Raw genomic sequence first — 20,924 nt, forward strand, 5'->3', positions numbered from 1 at the left:
TGTTTTCCTGGTTCAATGGTGATAATATCGCGTTATACCAATTCCCAATTCACAATAGCCTGCGGCTAGCTAACGCCAACGCAATTAAGAAAGTTATAGGAATAATAATTATGTTTGGACTAGGATGGCCGGAAATCGCAATCATCGTCGTTGTAGCCGTAGTCATATTCGGCCCAAAAAAAATTCCCGAACTGGGAAGCGCACTAGGTAAAACCTTGAGAGGTTTCAAAGACGAGTTGAAAACTCCTAGTGAGGATACCAACCCGGAAGAAGAAAAATAATAAATTCCAATTAAGAAGATTCAGCAACGGTCAATAGTGGAGATGGGAATCACCACATCTCTACTATCGACTACAGCAAAGTATTAATTACTGAAGAAGATGCTACGCCATTTTGGTTATCTATAACGGTTGTCGAGGAATTTTGTTGCTGTATCTCCTCTTTGACTAATCCACGCAGTTTAATTAACTTAATAGCACGGCTAACGCTTTCCGGTAGGATGACTACCAAACCGTTCGCAGGAGCCATATCCAAGCCCTTGTTAATTGCTTGGGTTTCATCCAGAATGGACTCATAACGAGCATCTGGCTTAACTTGGGTGATGCCTTTGGTAATCAATTCGGAGGCTGAACCCCTTGGTCTGCCTCTGGTATCGTCGTCTTCTTTGACGATGATATAATCAAAAATTTCGGCGGCTAGTTTGCCTAAGGTGACAAAATCTTCGTCACGGCGATCGCCAGGCCCACCGACTACACCAATGCGCTGTCCACTTGTCCAGTTACGTACAAACGCGCCTACAGCTTCGTAACTAGCTGGGTTATGAGCATAGTCAACTAAGGCATGGTAGTTGCCCAAATTGAATAAGTTCATCCGTCCTGGGGTTTGACTTACTGAAGCCCGGAAGGTTCTTAAGCCAGCACGAATTTGCTCAATGGAGACGTTCTGTACAAAGGCTGCCAAACTAGCGGCTAAGGCGTTAGCAATCATAAATGGTGCGCGTCCACCCATTGTCAAGGGGATTTGTTCTGCCCTTTCGATGCGATGTGTCCAGTCGCCTTTGACAATTGACAGATAGCCATTTTCATAGACTGCTGCTACTCCGCCCTTCTGGATATGCTTCCGCACCAATTCCGACTCGGAATTCATGGTGAAATAGGCAATATTAGCTTTAGTTTTTTCTGCCATTGCGGCGACGCGGCGATCGTCGGCGTTGAGTACTGCATAGCCATCAGGATACACAGATTCCGCCACCACACTCTTCAGGTTAGCCAACTGATCAATGGTGTCAATGTCACCAATTCCTAAGTGATCAGCCGCAACATTTAACACCACACCCACATTAGCAGACTCAAAGCCTAACCCAGAGCGTAAAATACCGCCACGGGCTGTTTCCAAAACTGCAACCTCGACGGTTGGGTCTTGTAAAATGACGTGAGCGCTTTGAGGCCCGGTGTTATCGCCAGATTCAACTAAGTAATCCCCGATATAAGTTCCGTCAGTAGTTGTATAGCCTACTACCTTACCTGTTTGCTTGTAAATGTGTGCTAGCAGACGGGTAGTGGTGGTTTTACCGTTAGTGCCGGTAACGCTGAGGATGGGAATGCGGCCGGATTGTTCATTGGGGAAGAGCATATCCATAACTGCACCGGCAACGTTGCGGGGAATGCCTTGGCTAGGGGCTACGTGCATTCTAAAGCCGGGTGCAGCGTTGACTTCGACAATTACACCGTCTAATTCCCTTAAGGGGCGGCTAATGTCGGTAGTGACGATATCTAGTCCGGCGATATCTAAACCGATAATCTTGACTACTCTTTGGGCTAACCAGACGTTTTCCGGGTGAATTTCGTCTGTCCTATCTACAGCAGTACCACCTGTACTCAGGTTGGCAGTTGCCCTTAAATAACAAATCGTGCCTTTTGGTGGCACGCTGTTGAGTGTGTAACCTGCCCTTTCGAGTAGTTGGTAACTGGTACGGTCTAGTTCTATCTTGGTAAGGACTTTATCGTGTCCGTCGCCACGGTTGGGGTCTTGGTTGATTTCCTCTATTAGTTCGGCGACAGTGGATCTGCCATTACCAATCACATGAGCTGGTACACGTTCAGCAACGGCCACAACTTTACCATCTACCACTAGGACTCTGTGGTCGCGCCCAACGTAATATCGCTCAACAATTATTGAGCGAGAAACTTGTCTGGCTGCTTCGTAAGCGGCTTCAGCTTCTTCCCAACTTCTAATATCGATAGTGATACCGCGTCCATGATTGCCATCTAGGGGCTTGATGACAATCGGATAACCGCCGACATATTCGATGGCTTCTTCCAAATCATCCAAGAAATTAATGACTGTACCCCTGGGTACCGGCACACCAGATGCGGCTAAGATGCGTTTGGTTGCTTCTTTGTCGCAAGCTAGTTCTACGCCTAAAATACCCGTTTTATCGGTCATTGTGGCCTGCATCCGCTTATGATTCACGCCATAGCCTAGTTGAATCAAAAAGCGTGCGCTCAGCTGCATCCAAGGGATGCCACGTTTCTCTGCTTCTTTGACAATTGCTTCGGTGGAGGGGCCCAGGGAAGCATCATGCCATAAATCTTTCAGGTCTTGTATATCTTGCTCTAGTTCTGCCTTGGGGTATCGACCGCGATCTACAATGCTTTGGCACAACCTGACAGCTGCTCGTCCAGCATAGCGTCCCGCTTCCTCGTTTAAATACTCGATTACTACCTGATAAATTCCAGGTGTGGCAGTTTCACGGGTACGACCAAAGCCCACGTGCATTCCAGCTAATTCTTGGAGTTCTAGGGCTACGTGTTCCACGATATGACCCATCATGGTGCCTTCTCGCACTCTCATCAAAAAACCACCATGACAGCCAGGCGAGCAATAATGACCTTCCAGACTTGGCAGCGCCTCTACTAATCCTTCATAAAATCCGGGGATTTCATTTGATGGCGTCTCGGCAAGGGTTTCCAAATCGAGGCGCATGACGATCAGTTTGTGGCGTCGAATGCTCCAGTAGTTTGGGCCGCGTAAGGTCTGGATCTTGAGGATTCTCATGGGAATAGGTAGATGGAGATTCGGAACCAAAATTCTAGTTTCTTACTGGAATTGATCGCTAAACTGTTCATGAAAAACAGTTTTTATCTTTTTACATGGTATTCCTCTGGTTTTTCTACAGCAGGAAATAAATTAAAGATCAATTCAGTCTAACCTCAGGTACTCTATTCCGTCAGCTGGAGATCCGGTGTACGGCAGGCAATACAGTCCTTTGGTACAGATGGAAGCGATCGCCATAGCTGAGGATATGCAGACGTAAGTTATGCACGGTTAAAGGTTCGTTCGCGCCAACGTGGGGTTCGTTGGTGTGGGTGAGTTCGGTGGGATCGACAATGGTGACGCTGCCTTTACCCAAGACTTGGAGCCAACCATCGCGTTCAAATACAGCACAAGTATCTTCATCAATGCCAATACCTAGTCTATCGGGGTGAGCAGCGACCGCACTAATTAGGCGACCCATCCGATTGCGGTTGTGGAAATGTTGATCAACAATCACTTCGGGAATTAACCCCAAACCTGTTGCCATATCCACTAGGGAACGATTAGGTGTTTCACCACTACCGCCGCCAGCAATCATGTGATGCCCCATCACTGCTGCCCCAGCACTTGTACCTGCCAGAGTCAGTTGCCCGCCTCTCACTCGCTGTCGGATTATTTCCATTACTGGTGTATCAGATAGTACACCACACAGGCGCAGTTGGTCTCCTCCGGTTAAGAAAACACCACTACAGGCTTCAAGGGATGCCTTTACCTGGGAAGATTCGCATTGTTCCCGTTCACGGATGTCTAAAATTTCGACCTTTTCAGCACCCATTTCTTCAAAAATGCGAATGTACCGTCCACCAATAATTGCAGGTTCGCGGGAGGCAGATGGAATAATTGTAATATAGGCTTTGCTTGCACCAGCTCGTCCAAAAAAAGTTCTGAGGATTTCGCGTCCATGAACTTTATCTTCTGCGCCTCCGATTACGAGAACGGCGGTCTTAGTTGCTTGGGGTGTCCTCATTTCCAGCGATTTAGCTTGTAATTGCGGCATTGTGTTTCTCCTGTCAACAACTTTAGGAGCCATCGCCTTGGACGGTTTCCCCGGCTTGTAGCGAATGGCGTGAGCCATCGCTGTGGACGGTTAGTTTTCCCGGCTTGTGGCGAATGGCGTGTGAATTTAACAAGGTTTAGGAGCCTGATGATGTTTGCACTTTGCTTTTTTCCTGAGGACACTGCAACATATACACACAAAGCCTCATGATTTGTATGTCCCGTGTCCCCAAAGCCAGCGCCTTGTTCTTCACCTGTCCACTTTTTCCAGACTGGCTCATTAGTGCTTGGGGTTCAGGTTCCCCTCTGGCGCTAGGAATTAGTTTTCCCATCTGGGCTAAGAGTGAGCAGGTCATTACACACATTTTCTGAGGCTGGCTCGACGCATCCTGTAAGTTGTTAACCTGGTTAGATTATTTATTTAAATGGTAGTTGTCACAATATTTAAACATAAATTAAGTAATTAGAAAAACTTTTGATCCCAAGAAAAAGCAATAGTTCTAGTACTTTTAGATACTATTGTGAAAGCTCATCTGTACTTTTACCCTGTGTAAGCATCTTGTGTTTGATAGTCATTCAAATCTAAGATTAGTGTTCTCGAATACGAATTACTGTGCGTTTTGATATAGTTACACTTTTTCCTGACTGTTTTACCTCAGTTCTTAGCTCTGGCCTGCTGGGTAAAGCTCTTGCCAAACAGATTGCCCAAGTGAATTTGGTAAATCCCAGAGATTTCACTACAGATAAACACCGCAAGGTAGATGACGAACCTTATGGTGGCGGTGTAGGGATGTTGATGAAACCAGAACCAATTTTTAGTGCTGTAGAGTCGCTGCCGATTTTAGAGCGCCGAGAAGTTATTTTGATGAGTCCCCAAGGTCAAACAATTAATCAGCCGCTATTACGAGAATTGGTCAGCAATTATGAGCAATTAGTAGTAATTTGTGGGCATTACGAAGGGGTAGATGATAGGGTATTACATTTAGTCACCCGTGAAGTATCTTTGGGAGATTTCATCCTCACAGGGGGAGAAATTCCGGCAATGGCATTAATTAATGGTGTGGTGCGATTGTTACCTGGAACTGTCGCCAAAACAGAATCCCTGACTGCGGAAAGTTTTGAGGAAGGTTTATTAGATTATCCCCAGTACACCCGTCCGGCAAACTTTCGCGGCTGGAAAGTCCCTGATGTTTTGTTATCTGGAAATCACGCCGCTATTGCCCAATGGCGCTATGAACAACAGATTAAAAGAACAAGCGATCGCCGCCCTGATTTGCTAGAAAAATGGCAACAGGAGAAGAAGCAGGGGAGCAGGGAGCAGGGAGCAAGGGAAGCAGGGGGAGTAGGGGGAGAAATAACAACTGACGACTGACAACTGACTAATGACTATGAGTATAAGAATTGGTAACGGCTACGATATTCACAGATTAGTGAGCGATCGCGCTTTGATTTTGGGTGGTGTCCACATTCCCCATGAACTTGGTTTATTGGGGCATAGTGATGCTGATGTCCTCACTCACGCCATTATGGATGCCATGTTGGGGGCATTATCTTTGGGGGATATTGGTCATTATTTCCCCCCCACTGATCCCCAATGGGCTGGGGCAGATAGTTTAGTTTTGTTAAGTCAGGTAAATGAGTTAATCCGCACTCAAGGTTGGCGTATAGGTAACATTGACTCGGTAGTAGTTGCAGAACGTCCAAAATTGAAACCACACATTAAAACCATGCGTGACAAACTAGCCGATATTTTGCAATTAGAACCAAATCAAATTGGTGTCAAAGCTACAACTAATGAGAAATTAGGGCCTGTGGGACGAGAAGAGGGTATTTGTGCTTATGCTGTTGTCTTGCTGGTAAGTTCTGATGAGATTAGTTAACTCAAAATTGGAGGATGGAGAATGCAGGCAAAAATGCAACATAGCTAAAATATTAAATCAACTATTAGTGCATCTAAATTTATGCCATATACAAATAATCTCATTTCCTTAATTAAGCGTTTTTGGATACTCATAATTCTGGCTGCATTTACAGCAGTTACAGTTGCAGCTTGTAACCCATCTAACTTTAGAAGCTCGGCTGCTCAGATACCGCAATTAGTAACTAGTATTCTCAGTGATCCTAAAACATTCAACTATCCTTTAAGTTCGGAATCACCTAATGTTTTTGGGTTGATTTATGAGGGGTTAATTAGCGAAAATTATGATACTGGTGAAGTCGAGCCAGCTTTAGCAGAATCTTGGACGATTTCTGAAGATAAATTAAAAATTGTTTTTACTCTTCGTGAGGGTTTAAAGTGGTCGGATGGGCAACCACTAACTGTAGATGATGTTGTATTTACTTACAATGACATTTACTTTAACGAAGCCATTCCTACAGATATCAGAGATATTATGAGGATTGGTGAAAGTCGGAAATTGCCAACTGTGAGAAAAGTTGATACTCGTCGAGTTGAGTTTGCTGTTCCCGAACCGTTCGCGCCTTTTTTACGCAGTGCGACAGGTGCGGCAATCTTACCAGCCCATGCACTACGAGAATCTATAAAAACCAAAGATAGTGAGGGTAAGCCCACGTTTTTACAAAAATGGGGGGTAGATACACCGCCAGACCAAATTGTCGTGAATGGTTTGTACAAATTGGAGCGTTATGACACCAGTGAACGTGTAGTTTTCCGACGCAATCCTTACTATTGGCGTAAAGGCCCAAAAGGTGAATCTCAACCTTATATTGAACGATTGGTCTGGCAAATTGTCGAATCAACAGATACCTCGTTACTACAGTTTCGTTCTGGTGGTTTGGATAGTATTGGTGTTTCCCCAGACTACTTTTCTCTGCTGAAGGTGCAAGAAAAGCAAGGTAATTTTAAGATATATAATGGCGGCCCGGCGGCTGGGACAACTTTTATATTGTTTAACTTGAATAAGGGTAAAAGAGACGGTAAACCATTAGTTGATCCGGTAAAATCCCGTTGGTTTAATACAGTAGAGTTTCGTCAAGCTGTGGCTTATGCAGTTGACCGCCAAACGATGATTAATAATATTTATCGGGGTTTGGGTCAAACGCAAAATTCCCCAATTTCTGTACAAAGTCCTTATTATCTGTCGCCCGAAGAAGGGTTAAAGGTTTACGATTACAATTTAGAAAAAGCCAAGCAATTGTTATTGAAAACGGGCTTTAAATATAATGCTCAAAATCAGTTATTAGACTCTGAAGGTAATCGAGTCCGCTTTACACTGCTGACGAATGCTGGTAACAAAATTCGTGAGGCAATGGGGTCACAGATTAAACAAGATTTGAGCAAAATCGGCATACAGGTAGATTTTACACCCTTGGCATGGAATACTTATACAGACAAGCTGGCGAATACTTTAGATTGGGAAGCTTCCATGCTGGGTTTGACTGGCGGTTTAGAACCAAATGATGGTGCTAATGTCTGGAATCCTGAAGGCGGATTACATATGTTTAACCAAAAGCCCCAAGCAGGACAAAAGCCCATTACAGGTTGGGAAGTAGCACCGTGGGAAGCGAAAATCGGTCAACTCTACATTCAAGGTGCTAGAGAGTTAGACGAAACCAAACGTAAAGCAATCTATGCCGAAACCCAAAAAATCACTCAAGAGAACTTACCATTCATTTACTTGGTAAATCCATATTCATTATCCGCAGTACGCGATCGCTTTGCAGGTATTCGCTTCTCAGCACTAGGTGGCGCATTCTGGAACTTGTACGAAATCAAAATAGTTAAGTAGGTAATTGGTAATTGGTAAGCAAGAAAACTTTTACCCATTACCCATCACCCATTACCCATCACCACATTACCCAAAATTACCGTGACTCAACCTGAAGCTTTGCGATCGCTCCTAGAGGCGGTTGCCAATGGTAAAGTTACCCCAGATAAGGCTTTACACTCTCTCAAAGACTTAGCCTATGAACCTGTGGGTGAGTTTGCCAAAATTGATAATCACCGTCATCTGAGAACTGGTTTCCCAGAAGTAATTTGGGGGCCAGGTAAAACACCAGAACAAATTGTGCAGATTATGGAGGTGATGCGTCAGCGCAATCCGGTAGTGATGGCTACCCGCATTGAACCAAGCGTTTATACTCTATTGCAACCAAAAATTAGAGATTTACGTTACTACGAATTGGCAAGAATTTGCGCTATCATTCCGCCGACTATCGAACCACGCTTTGCAGGAATTATCAGTATTCTTTCTGCGGGTACTGCTGACTTACCCGTGGCTGAGGAAGCAGCCGTGACAGCCGAACTGTCTGGTTTTCGTGTACAGCGTCTTTGGGATGTGGGTGTTGCAGGGATTCATCGCTTGCTGAGTAATCGCCATCTGATTGAATCAGCATCAGTGTTGATTGTCGTCGCGGGGATGGAAGGCGCGTTACCCAGTGTGGTGGCTGGTTTAGCTAGTTGTCCTGTAATTGCTGTGCCTACTAGTGTGGGTTATGGTGCTAGTTTTGGCGGTTTAGCACCTTTATTGACAATGCTCAATTCATGTGCAGCTGGTGTAGGCGTAGTCAATATAGATAATGGTTTTGGTGCAGCCGTGTTGGCTGGGCAAATTTTGCGGACAGCCGAGAAATTGCGGTTGGCATCACAAGAATCTTGAGTTATGACATCAAGGTAATTGGGGGAAATAAATTCAAAATTCAAAATTCGTCTTGGAAAGTTGGGCGGGACGGAAACCGACACCGCCCACTTTCCGCAAAATTCAAAATTTTTACATGGATTTTGGGTTTGAAAATAATTTCCAACCTCTAGGCTTTACCTTAGTTACCTCAGATGAACTACTTTAACGATTTAATATTTGAGACTGTTGGGTATTTTTCTGTTAATTTCCCTATGCTGGCGCAGAATGTGACCGACCCTAACGTTGTTGGTCAGATCCAAAAAACCTGGAATCATTTTATCCAGACAGGTCAAGTCTGGGCGCTGTTGATTGGTTTAGTTATTGGCTATATGTTCCGTAACCTGACTAAGTACGGTTGACAATAGTGAGGGCTAGGGGGTAGGGAGTAGGGAATAACGATAAATAGTAAGCTGAAAGGTTAGGGAGCAGGAGAAAGAAAATTTACCCAATCCCCAGCCCCCAGTCCCCCAATCCCCAGTCCCCTTGTATTTATGACCGAAAAACAAACTTGGAGTCAGCGATTTGAATCTGCTCTACATCCAGCGATCGCTCTTTTTAATGCCAGTATAAGTTTTGACATAGAATTAATAGAATACGACCTTACAGGCTCTCAAGCTCATGCCCAGATGTTGGCGCATACGGGGATTATTTCGCCGGCAGAAGGAGAACAACTAGTTGCAGGTTTAGAACAAATTCGTGAAGAATATCGCCAGGGCAAATTTCAACCTGGTATCGATGCGGAAGATGTCCACTTTGCAGTTGAGCGACGGTTAACAGAAATTGTTGGAGATGTAGGTAAGAAATTACATACTGCGCGATCGCGTAATGATCAAGTCGGTACGGATACAAGACTTTACCTACGTGACCAAATTTTACAAATCAAAACCCAATTACGGGAATTTCAACGGGTCTTATTAGATATAGCTGAAAAAAACGTGGAAACTCTAATTCCTGGTTACACTCACCTACAACGCGCCCAGCCTGTGAGTTTAGCTCATCACTTGTTGGCTTACTTCCAAATGGCACAACGGGACTGGGAACGCTTAGGGGATGTTTATCGCCGGGTGAATATTTCGCCTTTGGGGTGTGGTGCTTTAGCTGGTACGACTTTTCCCATTGACCGCCACTACACAGCCGAATTGTTGCAGTTTGAGCGTATTTACGAGAATAGCTTGGATGGAGTGAGCGATCGCGATTTTGCCATTGAATTTTTGTGTGCGGCTAGTCTGATTATGGTTCACCTCAGCCGTCTTTCTGAAGAAATTATTCTTTGGGCATCGGAAGAATTTCGCTTCGTCATCCTCAAAGATAGTTGTGCAACAGGTTCCAGCATTATGCCCCAAAAGAAAAACCCCGACGTACCGGAATTAGTCAGGGGAAAAACTGGGCGTGTATTTGGTCATCTCCAAGCAATGTTGGTAATCATGAAAGGATTACCCTTGGCATATAACAAAGACCTGCAAGAAGACAAAGAAGGTTTATTTGACAGCGTTAACACAGTTAAGGCTTGTCTGGAAGCCATGACAATCTTGCTACAGGAAGGCTTGGAATTTCGGACTCAGCGCCTAGCTGAAGCTGTCACACAAGATTTTTCTAACGCTACCGATGTCGCAGATTATCTAGCAGCCAGGGGTGTTCCCTTCCGCGAAGCTTATAATATCGTGGGTAAAGTCGTTAAAACCAGTATTGCTGCTGGCAAACTTTTAAAGGATTTAACCTTAGAAGAATGGCAACAAATACACCCAAAATTTGCCGACGATATTTATGAAGCCATCTCCCCTCGTCAAGTTGTAGCTGCACGTAACAGTTACGGTGGTACTGGTTTTGCCCAGGTGAGTAAAGCCGTCAGCGCGGCGCGTAAGGAAATTGGAGAATAGGGGTGTAGGGGTTATTAGCGTACATCCAAACACAACTGACAACTGACAACTGACACGCAAAGCGGAATAAAAAACAAGGGTGTACAAGACGTACACCCTAAAAAACAAAACACTTAAAGAATCAAAATCTGAATAGACGAATTATTCAGCATCAACTGCTGCTGCGCCTTCTTCTTCCTCACTCTTAGGTGTTCTTTGTTGGAACCTTCTTTGCATTCTTCCCGTTGTAGTCCGTTTACGAAACTTTCTGGCGTATGCCTGGTTCCGTAGCGCCTTTTCTTTTTTCGGGTTACGGCGCTTTGCCATATTCACCTCGTTAATAAACAACAAAAAATGGCTGCTAGGCATTTTTTAGAGAATATCAGCCACAAACGTTATTGATAAAGCTCTGGCCTAGTTTAGCTGTCATAAATCTTTGAACAGCATACAATCCTACCCCATTTAATTTGGTTGTGTCAATGGCAACTAGCCTTAACAATTCAAAATTCAAAATTAAAGACAGTTGGAGTCGGGGATTGAAACCCTTGAATTTAGGATAAAAAAGCGGGGTATGAGAGGAATTAATTACTGAGATAAAACTATCAACACTCAGATACAGCCCGTAAAACACTTAAGTGTAAATACTGTGTAAAATCATATATAAGCGTTTTGAGAAGCTTGCATATCAATACAAAATAGCAAACTATAAAAAGTTTTGCCTTTTGTGAAAATTATGTTAAGGTCTTGTTTTACACTCTAAACCCATAAGAGTTAGGATAGCTGGCGGCGACAGACTATCTGTTTACTTATGGCTCCTGACTCTTAAATTCTTTTTTGAAAATAATTAGGACAGGTTAAATGATTAAATATCGCCAATGGTCAAAGTATCTGGCTGTTTTATCTTCAGCCGCAGTTTTGGGAACTGATTTAGCAATTCCTTCAGCTATTGCCCAAACGACTATCAAATCATCTGTTGGTAAGGCTGTAACCTTCACCTGCAATGACTCTGAGGCGACTATCAAGGCCAAAAAAGGTCCTAAGGTGACGATTGGACTGACAAATATTTACATCGGTTATCAGCAAGTATCATCCAATAACAAAGACCCACGCATTATCCGTTTTGATAATGGTTTTAGAACATGGTGTCGTAGTGACTATGAAACTACAGGGGACGACGGTACAGGCTACGGATTGTATTGGGATGGAGGAAGTAATCTGTATGGTGTTTTCACTTCTACAGGTACTCAAACAGGCAACGATTTTCGTCGTTTTGCTACTCAAGGTTGGTTGACTAGCTATGGTCGAGGTGGCGGTGCAAAAGTGGCGGTAATCGCTCGGATTAATCCCAGCAATGGTAGTGTTACCTCGGCGACTTATCTATCTGCTATCAAGATGGATGGTAAAAGTAACTCTTTGGCGGTTACTAGTCTGGCATGGAATGGCACAAATTTGACGGTGAAAGCTGATTCCTGGTGGTCTCCTCGCCGTCGTGATAAAACTCGCATGAATTGTTCTGGTACATCACCTTTTAAATACACAGTTGCATTTGCAGCCAACTTAAGAAGCGTAAGTTCAGCTTCAGCAGTTAACTGTAGCTGAGTTGATAATTCGTAATTACGAATTGTAGGTTTAATTTTGCTGTCAGGGTTGTATCACCTTTTTTTCAAAATACAAATTACAGTGTTTTTCTCTTCATTAACACTGCTTAGTTCAATCCAAAAAGTAATTAAAACAGTCTTTAATAATGGTTACCTGATTTGCGATGATGCACGGCTGTAACACCGTCCTGATTTAGGACTTTGCCATTTTCTACAGTTGCATAAACCAGCCAGTGGTCGCCTGATTCCATACGGTTTTGGACTGAACATTCCAAATATGCTAGAGCATCTTGCAGTACAGGACTACCGTTTTCAGCTTCGGCTGTCGCCACATCAGCGAATCTATCTTGTGCGGGGCCGAATGGTTTGAGAAAGTGTTTCATCAATCCCAGGTGATTACCCTCTTTTAGAACATTGAGAACAAATTTATTCCCGGTATGGGTCAGCGTTTCTACTGCACGGTCTTTGGCAACGGCGATGGTTAAGCCAGGCGGATTAAAGCTGGCTTGAGCCACCCAAGAGGCTAACATGGCGCTGGATATTTCCCCTTGCTTGGCGGTAACAACGCAAAGTGACCCGACTATTCGTCCCACGGCTTGTTCTACATTTGTGGCTGGTACACTTTGAGTCCGGACTTTCCTGGCTTTCTTCAAGGCTTGGGCAAAGTCGGTTCCGGCTTCTTCGCACATTTGCAAGGTGACTTCGTTGGGTTTGAATTTGACGCGAATAGAGTCAAAACCAAATCTATAACCGGCATCTTTGAGTTTACTTTCAATTAAATCAACCGCTTCACCACTCCAGCCAAAGGAACCAAACACGCCAGCTAATTTGTTATTGGTGGCGGTTGATAAAACTATACCTAAAGCTGTTTGCACTGGTGTGGGTGCATGACCGCCAAGGGTGGGGGAACCCATAACAAAACCAGCAGATTTTTCGACTGCGGCGCGAATTTCTTCCGGGTCGGCAAATTCACAGTTAATTGATTCTACCGCGACACCAGCTTTAGTAATACCACGAGCGATCGCCTGTGCCAATGTCGCTGTGTTTCCATAAGCTGACGCATAAATCAATGCGACTGTCAAGTCAGCAGAGGTTTGTTGTTGACTCCATTCGCGGTAGGCGTGGGTAAGTTCAATTAAGCCGTAACGCACCAAGGGGCCGTGACCAGTTGCATACAAGCGTGTAGGGAAATCGGCAAGTTTATCTAAAGCTGTTTCCACTTGCCTGGCATGGGGAGCCATCAAGCAATCATAATAGTAACAGCGGTCTTCGTTGATTGTTGCCCAACCTTCATCAAATACTTGGTCGCCGCAAATATGCGCCCCAAATAGCTTATCTGTATAGAGAATTTCGGTTTGGGGGTCGTAGGTACATAATTCATCGGCGTAGCGGGGGTTAGGTGTGGGGATGAATTGTAAATTATGCCCTTTCCCTAAATCGAGGGTTTCCTCACCCCGCATAATCAGCATTGGTAAATCCGGGTTTTCTAGCACCCCACGCAAATTAATCGCCCCTGGATTAGAACAGACAAAGGTAATTTGTGGTGCTATTTCTAGTAAAGCTTTTAAGGTAGCCGCACGGTTGGGGTTAATGTGACCGAGAATAACATAATTGATTTCTGTGACATCTAGTCGTTTCTGCAACGCATCCAGATAAATCTGCGTGAAGGTTTCCCCTGGCGGGTCAATCAGAGCCAGCTTATCACCTTGGATTAAATAAGAGTTAGCCGTGGTTCCCTTAGCTAAAGCATACTCAATTTCAAATCTTAATCTTGTCCAACTGCGCGATCGCAGTACTGTAGTATTTGTACCAATGGGTAGGACTTGAACGTCTCGTGGTTTGGTTTGTGACATAGTTTTTAAATAAGTGCTTTGTTTTTAAACATTTTTTAGCAATTAAACGGCAATTGCTACAAATAACTACACATTTACAATTAAAGCCTAATTTGTTTGTTTGAATTTGCGGTATTTATTATGGATAAGATAATCTTCACTTTTGTTAGAAGAGTAGGCTTGTGGCAGGGTAATTATTCCCGATATCTCGTGATTAATCGCGTCTTTCCACTCCGCTAGGCTTATTTCTGTCCACTGAGAGCGATTATAGTTTTAGTAGAGTGCGTCAGTATGAATAATTTCTTGGTGTAGTGAGGTTTTCTGACACTGACGCACCCTACATCATCTATTAAAAAAGCGATCGCCTCAAACAACGCTGTTAAAATAAAACCATACTCGATGCCGTATCCATCCTATGACTATTGCGCCAGAAAAAAATCCGCAAACGCAAATGAACTCTGGTGAGATGACACGATGCTTTGATTTATAAGTTTTACTTAAGCTGTCGTAACGACAACATAAGCATTTGCCACAAATAGATAAACGTTCGTAACGACACAAGTTGTGTTCGTAACGAACGGACAAGCTGTGGTAACGACAAAAACTTTATTCGTAACGTCTGTTTCTGTGTTGGTAACAAATGAACAAGCTGTTGTTACCACAAGAACTTGATTTGTAACGTCACTGTTGTAAAAGTGCTTAAATGATTCTGAAGAGGATTTGCTTTAAGCTTTGCATTGTACGAGTAGTAATATCATGCTGATGCCAAGCTTGATAGAATTTGGAGTAAGGCATATTCTGGGCGCATTCCCAGGCTAAATCGTAGTTATCACCATACAATCGCCGATAACCACTTAAAGTTTTGACTGCCTCAAAGAAATACTTATTGTCTTGTAGAATTTTCCCTAAGCTAAATGCAGCCTGACTACGGGTGTCGTCATCCACATGATTTAATAGTACGACTAGCATCAAGGCAGTGATCGCTTTTCCATTACCTGTGCCAATTTTCCCTAAGCTTTCTGCTGCTTGTCTACGGGTGTAATTTTTCACATTTTTTGATTGCAGCAATTTTACCAAAGCAGTGATCGCATTTTCATTGCCTGGGTCGATTTTTTCTAAGCTTTCTGCTACCCGTTGGCAGGTCGAGTCATCCAGATTATTTGATTGCAGCAATTTTACCAAAGCAGCGATCGCCTTTTCATTGCCTGCGCCGATTTGCCCTAAGCTTTTTGCTGCCTGCCAACGCGTCAAGTCATCCACACTTTTTGATTGCAGCAGTTGTATCAAGGCGGCGATCGCATTTTCATTGCCTATGCCGATTTTCCCTAAGCTTGATGCTGCCAGCCTACGGGTGTAGTCATCTACAGTAGTTGATTGCAGCAGTTCCATCAAGGCGGCGATCGCATTTTCATTGCCTGTGGCGATTTGCCCTAAGCTATCTGGTGCTAGGCTACGAGTGAAGTCACCCACACTTTTTGATTGCAGCAGTTGCAATAAAGCAGCGATCGCTTCTTTATTGCCTGGGTCGATTTTCCCTAAGCTTGATGCTGCGGACATACGGGTGTATTTATCTACATCAGGTGATTGCAGCACTTGCACTAAAGCAGCGATTGCAATTTCATTGCCTGGGTCGATTTGACCTAAGCTGTATACTACCTGACTACGGGTGTCGTCATCCAGATTATTTGATTGCAGTAGTTGCACTAAAGCAGCGATTGCAAATTCATTGCCTGGGTCGATTTGACCTAAGCTATGTGCTGCTAGGCTACGAGTCAACACAGCCACATTCTTTGATCGCACCAGTTGTAGCAAGACGGCGATGGCAATTTCATCGCCAGGGTTGATTTGCCCTAAGCTATGTGCTGCTAGGCTACGAGTCAAGTCATCCACATTCTTTGATTGCAGGAGTTGCAACAAAGTTGCGATCGCTTTTTCATTACCTATGCCGATTTTCCCTAAACTTTCTGCTGCCTGCCAACGGATGCCGTTATCCACATTATTTGATTGCAGAAGTTGCAACAAAGCTGTAATCGCAATTTCATTGCCTTTGCCGATTTTCCCTAAGCTTTCTGCCACCTGCCAACGGGTGTAGTTTTTCACATTCTTTGATTGCAGGAGTTGCAACAAAGCTGCGATCGCTTTTGTACGGTTGATTTTTTGTAATGTTGATCTAGCTTCCTCTTCAATTGCTTTGGGAAAGCTGCTCCACTCTTTCTTTTTATCTAAATAACCAAAGCTCCACTTGACAATTTGCGCTACTATTTCATTGTCTCTATAAGAACCTTTAAACTCTGCAATTCCTGCGGCGGCTAAAAAATAGGCGCGATATTCATAAAATCCTTTATCTATATCTTCTCTATTCCGCTTGCCACATCTATCTTTAAAACTAACTAAAGCATTGATAAACTGTTGTTTTTGCCATTTGAGGTTTTCCTCTTCTCGCCCTAACCAAAGTAATATTGTTTGCTTCCATCGCGGTTCAAAAATGCGATAAGTTCCTTGATTGGGAGTATTAGGAACGTGGTTGAGAAAGAAATGCCAGTCATTGATAGCTTTAGCAGCAAAGTACTCTTGAAATGAAGCATGAAAGAAAGCGTAAACAGGTTTTCTATTTGTATCTATCCCTACACGGTTCAGCCAGCCGTGATTTAGTGCCAATTTCAGCAGTGATTTTTCATCTTCAGCATCTCCCAAAAACCGACTAACAAAATCCTGCCGCAATCGAAAACGGGTTGCTTCTTTATCTATTGCTGCTTTAGCCAATTCCCCTAGTTTGATATTGAGTTGCTGATGCTGGTCAGATGTTGTAGCAAATTCCTCTTTTTTCCACTTGTAGAAGTCATTAACAAATTGCTGATAGAGTCCCGCTTGAGTATCGGGTAATTTGCCATCTCCTGATTGCCAATTTAAACACAGCAGCGTCAACCGCAAAGGATTTTTTACTAAATCCTGAATCCGTTCTTTACCTGATTCTTTTAGAGCAGTGCATAACTGCTTTCCAGTTTCGGGAATAGCAGCGAACCATCTGTGAATAAATTTCTCTACCTGTTCTGGATAAGAAAAATCTAAACTGCGATAGGTATCAAAATCATCAAGTGCATTAATGCTGCCATCCCACAGATTAACTCGACAAGTCAGCACAATTCGCGCTTGAGAAATTAACCCTGCTTCACGAAATTGCCGTGCAATCTCTGTTAGAGGATTAGATGCAGACATTTCATCTAACCCATCTAGCAGCAGCCACACATTATCTTGCTTAAATAAAGCAACAAAATTCTCCTTTAGTTGCTTAGTGGCTTCAGCTTTATCTACTTTCTCAGCCACCTGAGTCAACCAAGTTTCCAACAGATAAGATTTGAGTTCCTTTCCTCGCAAATCTGCTAAAGATACCCAAATGACAATCGACTGGGGAATCTCACGAGATACCCAATTAGCAATCTGCTGTAAGAGTGTTGTCTTTCCTGCACCTGGTTCACCAATAATTGCAATTCGCTTACCTTGACTTTTAGGCGTGTTCTTCTGTTTGAGAACTTCTTCTAAAAAAGCATCATGCTCAAATGTTTTGGTGATTTCTGTCTCCTTGTACAGTTCTGAACCCTGTTCTGGAGAAATATCACCTTGAGGCTTAGGCTGTTTTTTACGCTCAACTAATCCCAGTGGTACATAAACATCATCAACTTGGAGCGTTACGCCTTCCGTTGATGTCAGAGGATTTGTAGTCAGCTTGCGCCGTTCTGCAATTATTTCACAACAGATTTCACGCCAGTCATCGGGAGTTAACTTTGTCCCCTCCTCCCCTGGAGACGACTGCGGTCAGTTGTAAGTATTGTTTTGTGTGAAATGTTCGATATTTTGAGCAACTGTAGCACCTTTCTCTGCTTTTATTGTCTCTGCCATCTTAGTAAAATTTTTAACAACTGATGGGTGTGACTTGATTTCATCTGCTAACTTTTTAATTTCCTTAGCGGCCTCAGACTTGTCATTATTAACTACTGCTTCTACATCCACGACAGCTTGAGCAATTTCGGGGTCTTGTGCTGCTTGTGTCAGTTCTAACACTGCTTGACCGTAATCTAATCTCTCCGGTTCATCACTGGTAAGAGATGGTGCTTGATTCTTTCGGCGTAGCAACTCTATCAACTGACCAGGAGCATTCCATAAAACATCACCAATGTTTTCGCCGATTTTCTCTTGTGCTTTAGTCCAAAATACGGTAGCTACAGCAATCAATAAGCTCTCAATGGTCATATATCCACTATAAATAGGCTAAAATAGCGTCAAAATTTGTCTGTATATATTCTAGTGGTGATATTACTGATACGCCAAATGTGAAGGCGATCGCTCTTGGCGGCTGTTTAGTCAATTATTAGGTAAGATAAAGTGCGATCGCCATGACTCATCAAAGGTAATCTTATCTGTATTTCTCTACAGATTCCACAGCAATATTAAATTGTTGAGCAATCTGTTCTACACTCATCCCAGTTTTTAGTAACAGTGGGACAGCAACTTTCAACAGTTCTTCTCGACCTTCTTCTCGACCTTCTTCTCGACCCTCAGCTTTAGCTTCTTGATATACTCTTGTTTGCTCTAAAGTTATTCCTAGCATAGCTTCTACTTCCTGTCGACTCAAAGACGAAAACTTGTAAACAGCAATTGTCGTAATAATTTCGATGATTTCGTTTTTTGGTAGCCTACCTGTTTCTTCTAATTTTACTCGTTGAATTAGTTGCTTGGCTTGCTCTGCCATTGTTTCAGAGGATGCAATTGTTAACAGCATTAAGTTGATGCTGATTGGCAGAGTATCAGAAGTAACTAATTCATCCAAATAAATGCGCTGCACTTGGTCGCTGTTTAAAAATATGCGATGAGTTATTGTGTCCCTTGGTTCCAGACTGCGAGTTGGAAAAATCACCACACAATACCAGTCATCATACTGGGACTGATTACGGTACAAATAGGTTAGCGACTCGGTAAAAAAGCGATGATATAAAAACTCTACCCACAAGGGGATAGAGTTTTGTCAGTGGTCAGTGGTCAGTAGTCAGTGGCAAAGATATGTAAAAACCACCCATTAGGGGTTGGGGTATTAGACCAGATCATTTCCACAACTGACAACTGACGACTAACAACTGACACGTGAAGTGCAATAAATGGAGTCGCGTTTCACTAATAATGATTACCTACCTTGCGGTGGTGAACGGCTGTCAATGCTTCGGATTTGGAAACGCGTCCGGCGTAGACTGTGCTGTATACTGCCCAGTGGTCGCCGCAGTCCATACGGCTGACTACTTCGCATTCCATGTATGCTAAAGCGTCGCCGAGGATGGGTGCGCCGTTTTCGGCGGGTTGGGTTTTGACTCCTTCAAAACGGTCTGCACCAGGGGCGAATCGTTTGAGGAAGTGGCGCATGAGTGGTTGATAATTGCCTTCTTCTAATACATTGAGGACGAAGCGATCGCCTACTTGCATTAGTGATTCAATTGCTCTATCTTTAGCTACGGCAATGGAAAATCCTAAGGGTTTGAAGCTGGCTTGATTTACCCAGGAGGCTAACATGGCGCTGGAAACGTCGCCTTTTTTGGCTGTGATGATATATAAGCCACCACTCAGTCTCCCTAGTGCTTTGTCTAAATCAGCACCCAAGGATTTCATTGCTTTGATGCTGCGATCGCGTGTTACCCATTGTCCCAAATCTGTGCCTGCTTCTTCACACAGTTTGTAGGTGTTTTCCGTGGGTGTTTGTTTAATGCGAATGGCGGGGAAAGCGGTTGTTAAGCCCAAGTTGCGGAATTTGCTTAATAACGGGTCTATGGGTTCATCATCGCCGCCACCAGTTTCAAATATACCTACGGCTTGTTTTTCGTTAACAGACCCTAAAATGGTGCTGAGTGCGCCTTGAATACTAGCAGCACTAGCAGCCGGAGACATCCCAATTACCAGTCCAGTACACCGCCCAACTAGTTCGCGTAGTTCTTGTAAATCTACGGCTGCACCCAAATCTACAACGTCTACACCCACACCAGTTTTCGTAATACCGTTAATAATTGCTTGGGCTAGGCGATCGCTATACCCATATTCCGAAACGTAAAATACACCTATGCTGGTTTCTGCTTTGGTTTGGTTTTGGCTCCAAGTGCGATAACGTCCGGTGAGTTCCTCAACGTTATGGTAGAGTAATGGGCCGTGACCAGTAGCGATCATTTTCACGCTTGGCAATTCTCCCATACGCTTGAGGGCAGATAGTACCGAGCGCGCATTCGGCCCCATCAGGCAATCATAATAATAATGAAAGTCTGGTTCAATGGTTTTTAAGTCTTCATCAAAGACAATATCGGAACAGTAGTGCATTCCGAAAGCGTCGCAGGTGTATAGGGTTTGGGTTTTGTGGTCAAAGCTAAAAATGGTGTCTGGCCAGTGTAAATTGGGGGCGATGACAAACTCAAATTCGTGACCGTTACCTAAATCTAAGCGATCGCCATTTTTAACAATTTTCCGCTTAAATGGTTGATGTACTAAATCTTCTAGAAACTGGATGGCAACTTTTGAGCCAACCACTGTAATTTCTGGAGCCATTTGTAACAAATCTTTGACTAAGCCACTGTGGTCTGGTTCAGTGTGGCTAATAATCAAATAATTGATCTCTGTGGGATTGATTAGCCCTGTCAGAGTATCAAAGTAAAGTTGACGAAACTTTTCATGAGACGTATCAACTAAGGCTATCTGCTCACCGCGTATGAGAAATGAGTTATATGTAGTACCGTTTTGCAGACCAAACTCAATATCAAAGCGATCGCGTTCCCAATCTAGAGAGCGAATTGCCGTAGTATCTTGAGCAATGTCCGCAGTCTGTATGGTGAGCCGTTTTTCAGTTTTCTCGGTGAGTGCTACCATAACTCTCTCCTTTAC

At 43.6% G+C, this 20,924-nt stretch carries 15 protein-coding genes and 1 pseudogene; 8 read left to right on the forward strand and 8 right to left on the reverse strand.

The genetic code is table 11. The features are described from left to right. Window positions 1–110 precede the first annotated feature (110 nt). Complete coding sequence (gene tatA, locus ACN222_RS19405) at window positions 111–281, forward strand: twin-arginine translocase TatA/TatE family subunit (protein WP_044523208.1); 171 nt, start codon at window positions 111–113, stop codon at window positions 279–281. Window positions 282–351: 70 nt separating this feature from the next. Here tatA and cphA read toward each other — a convergent pair whose 3' ends face one another. Together cphA and ACN222_RS19415 are read right to left on the reverse strand one after the other, a co-directional pair. After that, window positions 352–3,057, reverse strand: a complete 2,706-nt coding sequence (gene cphA, locus ACN222_RS19410) for a cyanophycin synthetase (protein ID WP_419756869.1) — start codon at window positions 3,055–3,057, stop codon at window positions 352–354. A 172-nt stretch (window positions 3,058–3,229) separates the two neighbouring features. Continuing rightward, on the reverse strand, window positions 3,230–4,093 hold the full coding sequence (locus tag ACN222_RS19415) for a cyanophycinase (protein ID WP_044521962.1): 864 nt from the start codon (window positions 4,091–4,093) through the stop codon (window positions 3,230–3,232). A gap of 612 nt (window positions 4,094–4,705) precedes the next feature. On the opposite strand from ACN222_RS19415, the gene trmD reads away from it, so the two are divergent. The 6 genes from trmD to argH all read left to right on the forward strand — a co-directional run bounded on the left by trmD (window position 4,706) and on the right by argH (window position 10,609). Further along, window positions 4,706–5,464 (forward strand): tRNA (guanosine(37)-N1)-methyltransferase TrmD, encoded by a 759-nt coding sequence (trmD, locus tag ACN222_RS19420; protein WP_010998023.1) that lies wholly within the window; start codon window positions 4,706–4,708, stop codon window positions 5,462–5,464. A 10-nt stretch (window positions 5,465–5,474) separates the two neighbouring features. Beyond that, window positions 5,475–5,972 (forward strand): 2-C-methyl-D-erythritol 2,4-cyclodiphosphate synthase, encoded by a 498-nt coding sequence (gene ispF / locus ACN222_RS19425; RefSeq protein ID WP_010998024.1) that lies wholly within the window; start codon window positions 5,475–5,477, stop codon window positions 5,970–5,972. Between the two features lie 81 nt (window positions 5,973–6,053). After that, window positions 6,054–7,841, forward strand: coding sequence for an ABC transporter substrate-binding protein (locus tag ACN222_RS19430; RefSeq protein WP_010998025.1), 1,788 nt, complete (start codon window positions 6,054–6,056; stop codon window positions 7,839–7,841). Window positions 7,842–7,922: 81 nt separating this feature from the next. Beyond that, window positions 7,923–8,711, forward strand: coding sequence for a nickel pincer cofactor biosynthesis protein LarB (larB, locus tag ACN222_RS19435; protein ID WP_010998026.1), 789 nt, complete (start codon window positions 7,923–7,925; stop codon window positions 8,709–8,711). Between the two features lie 173 nt (window positions 8,712–8,884). Continuing rightward, entirely contained in the window at window positions 8,885–9,091 is a 207-nt protein-coding gene (locus tag ACN222_RS19440; RefSeq protein ID WP_010998027.1) for a hypothetical protein, read from the forward strand. A 132-nt stretch (window positions 9,092–9,223) separates the two neighbouring features. Continuing rightward, window positions 9,224–10,609: an argininosuccinate lyase gene (gene argH, locus ACN222_RS19445; RefSeq protein ID WP_010998028.1), complete on the forward strand. Its 1,386-nt coding sequence runs from the start codon at window positions 9,224–9,226 to the stop codon at window positions 10,607–10,609. A gap of 141 nt (window positions 10,610–10,750) precedes the next feature. On the opposite strand, the gene ACN222_RS19450 is transcribed toward argH, so the two are convergent. After that, on the reverse strand, window positions 10,751–10,915 hold the full coding sequence (locus ACN222_RS19450; protein WP_010998029.1) for a hypothetical protein: 165 nt from the start codon (window positions 10,913–10,915) through the stop codon (window positions 10,751–10,753). A 531-nt stretch (window positions 10,916–11,446) separates the two neighbouring features. Here ACN222_RS19450 and ACN222_RS19455 point away from each other — a divergent pair. Further along, window positions 11,447–12,187, forward strand: a complete 741-nt coding sequence (locus ACN222_RS19455; RefSeq protein WP_010998031.1) for a hypothetical protein — start codon at window positions 11,447–11,449, stop codon at window positions 12,185–12,187. A gap of 139 nt (window positions 12,188–12,326) precedes the next feature. On the opposite strand, the gene ACN222_RS19460 is transcribed toward ACN222_RS19455, so the two are convergent. The 5 genes and pseudogenes from ACN222_RS19460 to ACN222_RS19480 form a co-directional block, all read right to left on the reverse strand. Beyond that, window positions 12,327–14,039 carry a diflavin flavoprotein gene (locus ACN222_RS19460; RefSeq protein ID WP_190449643.1) on the reverse strand — a complete coding sequence of 571 codons (1,713 nt, stop codon included), beginning with the start codon at window positions 14,037–14,039 and terminating at the stop codon, window positions 12,327–12,329. 678 nt (window positions 14,040–14,717) lie between these two features. Then, window positions 14,718–17,774, reverse strand: a complete 3,057-nt coding sequence (locus tag ACN222_RS19465; protein ID WP_309295002.1) for a HEAT repeat domain-containing protein — start codon at window positions 17,772–17,774, stop codon at window positions 14,718–14,720. Between the two features lie 57 nt (window positions 17,775–17,831). Further along, the gene (locus ACN222_RS19470) at window positions 17,832–18,266 is read right to left on the reverse strand and encodes a hypothetical protein (RefSeq protein ID WP_010998034.1); all 435 of its coding nucleotides are present in this window, start codon (window positions 18,264–18,266) and stop codon (window positions 17,832–17,834) included. Between the two features lie 163 nt (window positions 18,267–18,429). Further along, a pseudogene (locus tag ACN222_RS19475) lies at window positions 18,430–19,014 on the reverse strand (Rpn family recombination-promoting nuclease/putative transposase); the annotation flags it as partial. A 170-nt stretch (window positions 19,015–19,184) separates the two neighbouring features. Next, window positions 19,185–20,909: a diflavin flavoprotein gene (locus tag ACN222_RS19480; protein WP_010998036.1), complete on the reverse strand. Its 1,725-nt coding sequence runs from the start codon at window positions 20,907–20,909 to the stop codon at window positions 19,185–19,187. Window positions 20,910–20,924: the final 15 nt, after the last annotated feature.

It is taken from the genome of Anabaena sp. FACHB-595, assembly GCF_048568275.1.
GTDB lineage: Bacteria > Cyanobacteriota > Cyanobacteriia > Cyanobacteriales > Nostocaceae > Trichormus.